Raw genomic sequence first — 8,318 nt, 5'->3', positions numbered from 1 at the left:
AGAACGACCCGTCAATGAACCCCCAGCCGCAACCGCGGACGGGAGAACTCACCAGTCACTGAACCGGGGACGGTTCACCCCTTGCCGTTCACCCCGGTTCCGATCACCGGGCAGACGTTCGCGGTGCTGCTGCTGGGGGCGGGGTACGGGTGGCGTCGTGGGCTGGTCACGATGCTCGGGTACTTGGGTGTCGGGCTGGCGGGGGCCGCGGTGTTCAGCCCGGACCCGGCGACCGGTCGCTCGCGGACCGGTGAGCAGATGCTCCACGCGCCGTCGGCAGGTTACCTGGTCGGCATGCTGCTGGCAGTGGGTCTGCTGGGCTGGCTGACCGGGCGGGCCTGGGACCGGCGGCTGGGCACAAGTGTGGTGCAGATGGCTGCGGCGAACGTTGTGATCTATGCCGTCGGGTTGCCGTGGCTGGCGTGGAGCGCTGGGCTGACGCTCGAGCAGACCCTCGCGAAGGGACTGCTGCCGTTCCTTGTGGGAGATGCCGTCAAGCTCGCGCTGGCGGCCTGCGCGTTGCCCGCCGCCTGGCGACTGGCACACCGTCGGTAGGGAGGGCTGCGGCCAACCACTTCGACGGGTTCGAACGCTCGATGTCGGTTGACCCAGCACCTGTCGTAGCTCCACCCGTCTGCGCCGGGCCGGTCCTGCACCGCGGACCGGTCGGGGCCACGACCGCGTCGAGCGCTCCCGCGGGAACGGGCCGGACCCGAGGATCCCGGCGGGGGTGACTCGGGCCCGGCACCGTCCCTTGCCCGGCCGCCGAGGGGTGGACCTGGCCGGGCGATGACCCCCGGTCGCATGGACTCGGAACGCGGGCGCGGCCCGAGCCAGGGACTGACGATCCGCGGGCTTGATCACAAAGTACTTCGTGCCTGGACGGCCTCGCAGGCATCCGAACGGTCGATCCACCCTGAGCCTGGGCACTCAGGTCGGCGGCGGAACGGGCCGGACGTGCCGCCACTGTAGATCCAGCCCCGTGATGGCCAGACCCCCCGAACGGGTGACATGTCCGCTGCCGCGGCATTGATCTGGGCTACCCAAGGCCACCTGTCGGCCGGGGATCCTCGCTCGACCTATAGGTCCCGCACGCGCTCACGGGGGGTATGCGCGTGCGAGACGGAGACATCTTGCCACGCCTGCATGTCAACGTCACTGCCGCCGCGGGACCGAGCGGCCTCATCGCGCCTCAGGGTCAACCAGCCGGTCGGCCTCGCCGATCCCCTGCGGCGGGTGCGCCTTTCGGCCCCGTCGGGGCAGAACGAACGCGGCGGCTCCATTGTGGACCAGCCACCACGGGCCGGTCCGTACCCACCCGTGCGCGGCCAACGCGGCGTCAGCTTCCTGCTCACCGATCAGGTCCGTCGCAAAGGAGGGGCACAGGTCGCACTCGCCGGTCTCATCTCCGCAGACGACGCTCAGCCGGGTGGTCGAGCCCGCACCGCCGGGGACAGCCAGAGCGACGAACCTGGCGCGGGCGTGATCAGGCATGCTGCCTCCCAATCGCGATCACTCTTGCCGCCGACACTGTGCGACATGGAGCTGCCGTCTGCGGCGGCATCGGGTGTGCTGTAGGCGTCGCACGCTAAGCCGACGCCGGGTCACGGGGCCGGGATAGTGACGAATGGGTCATGTCCGGGGCTGACTTTGGCGCACCCACAAGCTCCGCGTAGACGCCTTTGAGACGCATCGCCTCTGACCGAGCTCTCGGCCGTACGCCCCCCGTGGCGGCCGGGAGCCCGCCCAGGGCGCGGCCCGGCTACGACCGGTAGCCGATGTCGGGTGCCCATACCGACACCTGGAGACCGTCGGAGATCAGCAAGCCGCATCGTTCACCCTGCAGGTACGCGGCTCCGGTGCCGATAACCGGCAGAGGTCCACCCGTCGGCAAGAGCCGAGACATGACCGTGAGAGGTGACCGTGAGCAGGCAGCCTCGCTTGCCGTGGCTGATGGCCGTCGCCCGTACCGTGGCCGCATGCGTTCTGGTCGGGGCAACTGCCGGCGCGGGAATCGCCTCCGTTCACTCGGTCAACACCCAGCAGGAGTTGGCAGCGCACGCCTGGGACGTTTCGCGGACGTTGGCCGAAGCCGGACGAGTCGAGGCGCTCGTCGGCCAGATCGCCGACCCACGGACGAACCCGACCACACTCGCCGCGCTCCGCCTGCAGCTCGCACGATCCGCCCTTCTCATTCAGATCCAGGCCGGCGACTGGACCAACCACCAGCCGCTGCCCGCAGCGGTGGGCGGCCCATCCGACGTCACCGGACCCGCCCCCGACACGCTTCGGGGCGCCGAGGCGTCCGACGTCAACTCGAGCGGCGACGCATCGCCCGCCTCCACCCAACTGGGCTTGCTGGCCGCCCAGTTCGCCGACGCCGCCTACCGTGCAACCGCCCAGGACGCCTCACTGGCACCCGGGAAGCAACTTCGCGGCGACCTCGACGCTGCCTACCCGGTGCTGCGGGACACAGCGACGCTAGTGCTCGCCGCATTGGATGCTGCGGCGTCAGGCGAACGCGCTCGCTGGGTTAAGGTCGTCTCGTGGCTGCTTGCTGCAGCCACCAGTACGACGGGCACGTTGGTCTGGCTCACGTCGCAGAGGGCCCGCCCTGCCGCGCTCGCTGAGGCCCAGCCCGGGGCAAACCTGCAGACCTCGAGGCGGCAGTCAGAGCGAGTTCGCACGCGGGACGTTTCTGCCCGCAGCCACGCGTGATCCGGAGCTCACGATCACCACGGCATCAGCCGGCAGGCGTCTGCCCGCGGGGGCCGCTGCGCCGCGCGACTGCACCGTCCCCGTCGGCCACGTCGAGCACAGGGCCGCCCCGGGACGGCTACGCACACTCCTGGGGTCCTGCGTCTCGTTGACGATCTGGCACCCGCACCTGAGGGTCGGGGGCATGTGCCACGTCGTCAACGCACACCGCGGCAGCACCCTCGCAGCCGTCGACCGGCCGGACGGATGGTTCGCCGACCAGGCGGTCCCCCGCCTGCTGTCCTGGGCCGGCCGCCTCGACCGGCACCTTCCAGGCTGGGAGATCAAGGTGTTCGGCGGGGGCCGCCAGACCCAGGTCGCAGTACGGGGACTCGACATCCCCGGCGACAACCTCGCGGCGGTGCGCCTGCACATGACCCGCGCCGGCCTGGAAGCCGTCGCCTGGCACGTCGGCGGGACCGGGTCACGGATGGTCCTGCTCGACATCGCCACCGGCGGCGTATGGCTGTCCCACCGCCCTCGCCCCGACCTGCACGACCCCCGGCTGCCCCTGCGCGTGTCCAGGCCACCCGGTGCGACCGACGCGCCGGCTACGGCCAGGATCTTGCGCAGACTCCCGAACTAGCGTGGGCTTCGAGGCAGTAGACGACCAGTGCCGGTAGGTGTCCGTGCGCCGGGCGCAGCGCCTACGTGGTCATGACAACGGTCCAAGCACTGCCAGGGGTCGCCCCGACGATTGTGAGCCTCACCAATCAGTTGCCGACGTTGCTCGGTTCGAGAACGGCCGCGATTCGGGCTCTCGCGACATCATCGCGGCCGGCCAAGGTGTGCGCGTAGACGCGATGGAGGACGGCGACCGAGTGGCCGGCCCACGAAGCAACCTGCGTTGAGTCAACGCCGGCGGCGAGCCAGGTCGAGACTGCAGTGTGCCGCAGATCGTAGGGTCGCCGAGCAAGTGGGCTGGCGCACTCAGCAGGCGTGAGTACCTGACGGCGCGCTGCCTGCCACACCTGACTGTAGGACTCCGTGGAGACCGGGGCACCGTAGGCGCCACGGAACAGGCGACCATCTGCGGTGGTGCCGTACTCCGCGACATGGGCTCGGAGGTGCGCGACCAAGGGTGGCGGCGCTGGCACCGCCCGAACGGTGTCCCGAGCGCGATGCTTCAGCTGTCGCGGTGAACGCTTACCGGAGTCCGTCCACGTGCCCGCGATCTCTGGGTTGCCGCCGGAGAGCAGAAGTTGACCCCACCCGTCGCCGGGATCAGCTGGCGACGGAAGGTCGAGGTCATTGACAGCAAGGGCAATCGCTTCACTCGGTCGCAACGCCGAGTAGTACATGCAGGCGAAGAAGGCCACGAGGTGACGGCCGCGAACGTCCAGGCCGACGATGCGACTCAAACGGGCAGAACCAGCGCTGGCACCCCGCGCGGGCAGGCGCGCTCCGCCGGGCCGTGTCACTGCCGCCTCGGACTGAACTCCCTCACGGTATGCAGCGACGTCGAGGTTCCCGACAGCGTCCAAGAGCGCGCGCGCCTGATGGGGGCTGATGACGGTTCGGGGGTCGAAGCTGTCACGCACCTTGGGCGCCTTCCAGCGCACGCGCGCGATGGGGTTCGCAGGGAACACCTCCTGCTCGACTGCGAACTCGAAAGCGTTGTGGATCAGCGCCCGCTTCCGGGCAACCGTGGTCGGCGCTGCAAGCGTGCCGTCGAGCTTTCGCGTAAGCGCCTCCAGGAGAGCTCGAGCGTTGATGGCCTTGCCCAACGACTCCAGCGGCACGGTGTGTCCCTGCAACCAAGCGATCGAAGCCGCCAGGTGCGCAGGAGGCGGCCCTGCAGCTCGCGCCTTGGAGTTGAAGGCCCAGGCAGTCATGGCTGCGCGAAGATCCGAATCCCGCGGCCGTTTCTTGGCGTCGTCGAGCAGAGCCATGGTCGCGGTGACCAGCGCCTCGGCCATGGAGCGTCGTGAGATCGGCGCCAAGGACGGCCATTTCATGTCCACGTACAGCAGCGCGAACTCCCACCACGTGACCGAGGACCGGGCCGGCAGCATCGACAGCGGGAGTCCGGTCTCGACGTCGAAGCCCTCGCCACGATTCGCGGCGGCTCGTAGTTCGGCGCGGAAGCTCTCTGCGAGCGCGCTCGTGCGAAAGGTCTGACTTCGCTGACGGTTCGCGAGCCCCCACCGCACCTGGTAGGCCGGTCCGCGCGCCCCGGTGACCTTTCTGGCCTTCCAGATCCTGACGTCATAGGTGACCTCGGGCGCGGTTCCCCGGGTCCCCGCCCGTCCCAAAGCCGATCGGCGTCCCATCTCAGGCGACCTCGGTGTGGGCGGTCAGCCAGACGTTGAGGTCGGTGCGGGTGATCCGGACCTCGCGGTTGGGCAGGACCACGCACCGCGGGGCCTTGCCGGTCTGGCGCCAGTAGTAGAACGTCGAGCGACTGATCTTCAGCTCGGCGCAGACCTCGGGGATCGTCAGGTGCTCCTGGGGCTGAACGCGGCCAGTGCTGTCGGTGGTCATCAGTGAGTGCTCCATGTCGTGTCACGACATCCCAACGGCAGGCATGTTCGGCTTGACGCGTACGCGTCAAAATTGCTGGCGCTGTTGGGATGTCGGTGGATGAAAGTACTGTGACGGGGTCCGCGTACTCGGTCCCCTTGAGGAGGGGCGCCATGGGTGTATCTGGTGCAGCAGCGAGTACGGGTGGGCCCCTGGGGGCACTTCCGCGGACCGGGGCGGAGGCGCGGTTCGACGCGCGCATGGGCCAGCGTTGGGCACCGCCGGTCGCCTTGATCGCGACCGCGTGGGACGACGTGCAGGAGCGGGTTGCGGCGATCACGGCTTCGGTCCCGGGAGGTGCTGACCTCGACGGGCTCGACGTGCCTGCCCGGTACACGTTGGGGGTGTTCTTCGCTGCGCGGTGGACGGTCGGGCTGGCCGGGCACCGGCCGCTGACCGGGATCGACTCGACCGTGACCGACGACGCGCTGCGGGCCGAGCTGGCGGTCGCGGAGTACCTCGTGGTCACGCAGGCCCCGACGTGGGACCTCGCAGCTGGTGTCCGGGCCTGGATCGGTTGGCTCGTCGGCGCGGTCGACGACCTGACGTACCCGCAACCGCGCGGGTAGCTGCGCCCGCCCACCGGTCGGCGGGGTCGCCCGGTCACGGCTGAGTCCCGAGGTCGGCGCCAGCGTCCACGCTGTCGGCGGCGTACTCGGTGTGGTCGGTGGTGTACCTGCGGTCGGTGTCGTAGCGGTGCTCGTAACGGGGGTCGTTGCCGTATCCGTCGTCGAGGACCGTGTCTGTGGCCTGGAGGTCGTCGACGGGGCGGGTGGTGGCGCGGTCCCAGTCGTCGCTGTCGTCGGTCGCGTCGTGCGCGGTGGCCTCGCGGCGTCGGCGGCCGGCCTCGGCGATCGCGTCGGCGGTTTCGTCGGCGGCGCGGGCGACGTAGGCCTCGTCCTGGCTGGCTTGGTCGGCGGCGATCCGGGCCGCCGCCTCGGCCGTGGCGCACAACGCCTGCAAGCTGTCGGCGTCGAGGTCGTGGGCGTCGTTGGGGTCGATGACCTCGAGCGCCGGCCTCCCGGCCCGGACCGGACGCCGACCGGCCGCTGTGGGGTCGACGTCGACGATGGCGACCTCGTCCAGGGCCGGCGGGGCGGTGATCGCGTTCCACTGCTCGTCGGCCGGGTGGACGTCGCGGACGTCGGCCTCGGTGACGACCCGGTGCTCGTCGTCGACGTGCTGGGCCCCGTCGACGGTGTCGAGGGCGTCGGCCTCGTCGACGACGCCGCCGGTGGCCTCGAGCGCGTCGTCGGCTGCCTGCGCTGGGGCCGCCGTGCGGTCGTCGAGTCCGGTGTCGTCGAGCTGGGTCTCGGCGAGGTGCTGTCGGGTGGTGCGGCGGTCAGGTTCGTCGCCGATGGTGATACCGCGGCGGGCGAGTTCCTCGAGCGCGTTCTGGGCGTTGATGCGGGTGGCGTGGGTCCGTTCGGCCCAGCCGGCGCGGGCGCGGCTGACCTGGTCGTAGGTGGCGGCAAGAGCGGCCCGGACGTCGGCCTCGGCGCGCAGGTGGGCGGCGTCGGTGTGGCGGCCTTCGGCGTCGGCGTGGGCGGCGTCCTGTCGGGCGCGTTCGGCGGCCTGCGAGGCGTCCTTGAGGGCGGCGTCGGCGTGCGGGGGTGCCCATTGCTGCTCGCGCTGCCAGGCGGTGACGCGGGCGCGGAGCCGGCCCTCGCTCATGTCGGTCTCGTCGAGCCGCTCGGCGGGGCAGCCGAGCGCGGTCCAGGCGGCGGCGTAGGTCGCGCGGCGTTCGGGGGCCGAGACTCCGGGCATGCCGGGTAGTGCCTGCGCGGGGTGGGTCCAGCCGACCGCCTCGCGGTGGGTGGCGGCGGTCCCGGCGCGGCGTTCCCAGTCCGCCCGGTCCGCCTCGACGACGGCGGCGTGGTCGGCATCAGGCTGGTCGGCGTCGGCGTGGCCCGCTTGGATGGTGGGGACGGGGCCGAGGGTGAGCAGGGCCCAGTGGGGTGGGTCCTGGGCGAGTTGGGCGCCGAGCTGGGCGGCACGGTCCTCGAGCGCCGCGTGCAGCTCGCGCAGCCGCGCGGCGTCGTCGAGGTGCAGCCCCTCGGGCATCGGGACCAGCGGCGCCCGGCCGAAGCCCGTGCGCTCGGACGCGGTGCCGTCTGACGCTGCGCTCTCGAGCGCCACGGCGCCAGGCCCGGTGCTGGTGCTGGGGCGCAGGCTGTGGGCAGTGATCCGGTGGGAGAGGACCTGCGCGATCGAGTGCGCGTCGTGGAACGCGGCACGGACGGCGTCCGCGGTCGCGGCGTCGACCGCGTCAGGATCCGGCGACGTGCGGGCGGTGGCGGCGCGCTCCGCACGGCTGGACCGGCCTCGTCGGTCAATGCGACCCGCGCCGCCGGCACCGAGGGTGTCCGCGGGGCTCGCCCCGGCGGTGTGGGGGTGGATGCCTTGGGTGAGTGCGTCGGCCAGGACGGTGCGGGGATCGGTGCCGGTCTGCTCGACGGCCCGAAGGAGTCGCGAGAGGTGTTCGCTTGCCTGGTCGACGGCCAGGCGGGCGCGGGTCTCGGGGTGCAGGACGCCGTCGGCGGCGAGGTCGTCGAGATGGTTGTCCATCCGGGCGCGGCAGGCGATCCGGGTGTGGGTCTCGACGTCGGACAGGATCGCGGCGGCGTTGGTGCGGCGGGCGTGGTCGGTCTCGGCGGTGACGACGGCTGATGCGCTGCCGGTGGGGCGGTTCCAGGCGGTGGCGAGCACGGACCGGGCGGAGGCGCGGGTGCTGGTGCCGGTCAGGACGGTGGCGCCGCCGCGGTCGTTGACGGCCTCGGGCAGGGGCCCGCGGTCGGGGTGGTCGGTGGAGTCGACGGTGACTGCAACGTGGGCGGTGTTCCGGGTCCGGCCGCGGGTGAGCGCGACGTAGATCCCGGCGGGGTCGAGGGCGCCGTCGGTGACCAGGTGCGCGGTATCGACGGTGATGCCTTGGGCGGCGTGGACGGTGGAGGCGTAGCCGAGCTGGACGTCGTCCGCGACGTAGGCGGCGGGCAGGTCGATGAGGGTCCCGGCGGGGGTGGCGCCGGGATGCCCGG

At 71.6% G+C, this 8,318-nt stretch carries 6 protein-coding genes and 1 pseudogene; 4 read left to right on the top strand and 3 right to left on the bottom strand.

Annotated elements, in window-relative coordinates:
* Nucleotides 1-81 precede the first annotated feature (81 nt).
* The 3 genes from ECOMGDLI_RS00485 to ECOMGDLI_RS34245 all read left to right on the top strand — a co-directional run bounded on the left by ECOMGDLI_RS00485 (nt 82) and on the right by ECOMGDLI_RS34245 (nt 3,343).
* A complete protein-coding gene (locus tag ECOMGDLI_RS00485; RefSeq protein ID WP_088312547.1) occupies nt 82-555 on the top strand; it encodes a biotin transporter BioY in 474 nt (157 codons plus the stop codon).
* A gap of 1,368 nt (nt 556-1,923) precedes the next feature.
* Nucleotides 1,924-2,718 (top strand): hypothetical protein, encoded by a 795-nt coding sequence (locus ECOMGDLI_RS34250; protein WP_158220804.1) that lies wholly within the window; start codon nt 1,924-1,926, stop codon nt 2,716-2,718.
* A 184-nt stretch (nt 2,719-2,902) separates the two neighbouring features.
* Nucleotides 2,903-3,343, top strand: a complete 441-nt coding sequence (locus ECOMGDLI_RS34245) for a hypothetical protein (protein WP_158220803.1) — start codon at nt 2,903-2,905, stop codon at nt 3,341-3,343.
* Nucleotides 3,344-3,470: 127 nt separating this feature from the next.
* On the opposite strand, the gene ECOMGDLI_RS00470 is transcribed toward ECOMGDLI_RS34245, so the two are convergent.
* Nucleotides 3,471-5,030, bottom strand: coding sequence for a tyrosine-type recombinase/integrase (locus ECOMGDLI_RS00470; protein WP_198954402.1), 1,560 nt, complete (start codon nt 5,028-5,030; stop codon nt 3,471-3,473).
* A 1-nt stretch (nt 5,031) separates the two neighbouring features.
* Complete coding sequence (locus ECOMGDLI_RS00465) at nt 5,032-5,241, bottom strand: AlpA family transcriptional regulator (RefSeq protein WP_088312542.1); 210 nt, start codon at nt 5,239-5,241, stop codon at nt 5,032-5,034.
* Nucleotides 5,242-5,480: 239 nt separating this feature from the next.
* On the opposite strand from ECOMGDLI_RS00465, the gene ECOMGDLI_RS00460 reads away from it, so the two are divergent.
* Nucleotides 5,481-5,849 (top strand): hypothetical protein, encoded by a 369-nt coding sequence (locus tag ECOMGDLI_RS00460; RefSeq protein WP_088312540.1) that lies wholly within the window; start codon nt 5,481-5,483, stop codon nt 5,847-5,849.
* A gap of 34 nt (nt 5,850-5,883) precedes the next feature.
* On the opposite strand, the pseudogene ECOMGDLI_RS34240 reads toward ECOMGDLI_RS00460, so the two are convergent.
* Nucleotides 5,884-8,318, bottom strand: a pseudogene (locus ECOMGDLI_RS34240) (hypothetical protein); the annotation flags it as partial.

Origin of the sequence: Kineosporia sp. R_H_3, assembly GCF_002198675.1 — a bacterium.
In the GTDB taxonomy this organism is placed as follows: Bacteria; Actinomycetota; Actinomycetes; order Actinomycetales; family Kineosporiaceae; genus R-H-3.
The sequence above is the reverse complement of the archived record's forward strand: the minus strand, read 5'-3'. Positions and strand labels throughout refer to the sequence as shown.

Coding starts and splice junctions, on each gene's coding strand:
- ECOMGDLI_RS34245 (WP_158220803.1), top strand. CDS start 2,903: ATGTGCCACGTCGTCAACGCACACCGCGGCAGCACCCTCGCAGCCGTC.
- ECOMGDLI_RS00470 (WP_198954402.1), bottom strand. CDS start 5,030: ATGGGACGCCGATCGGCTTTGGGACGGGCGGGGACCCGGGGAACCGCG.
- ECOMGDLI_RS00465 (WP_088312542.1), bottom strand. CDS start 5,241: ATGACCACCGACAGCACTGGCCGCGTTCAGCCCCAGGAGCACCTGACG.
- ECOMGDLI_RS00460 (WP_088312540.1), top strand. CDS start 5,481: ATGGGCCAGCGTTGGGCACCGCCGGTCGCCTTGATCGCGACCGCGTGG.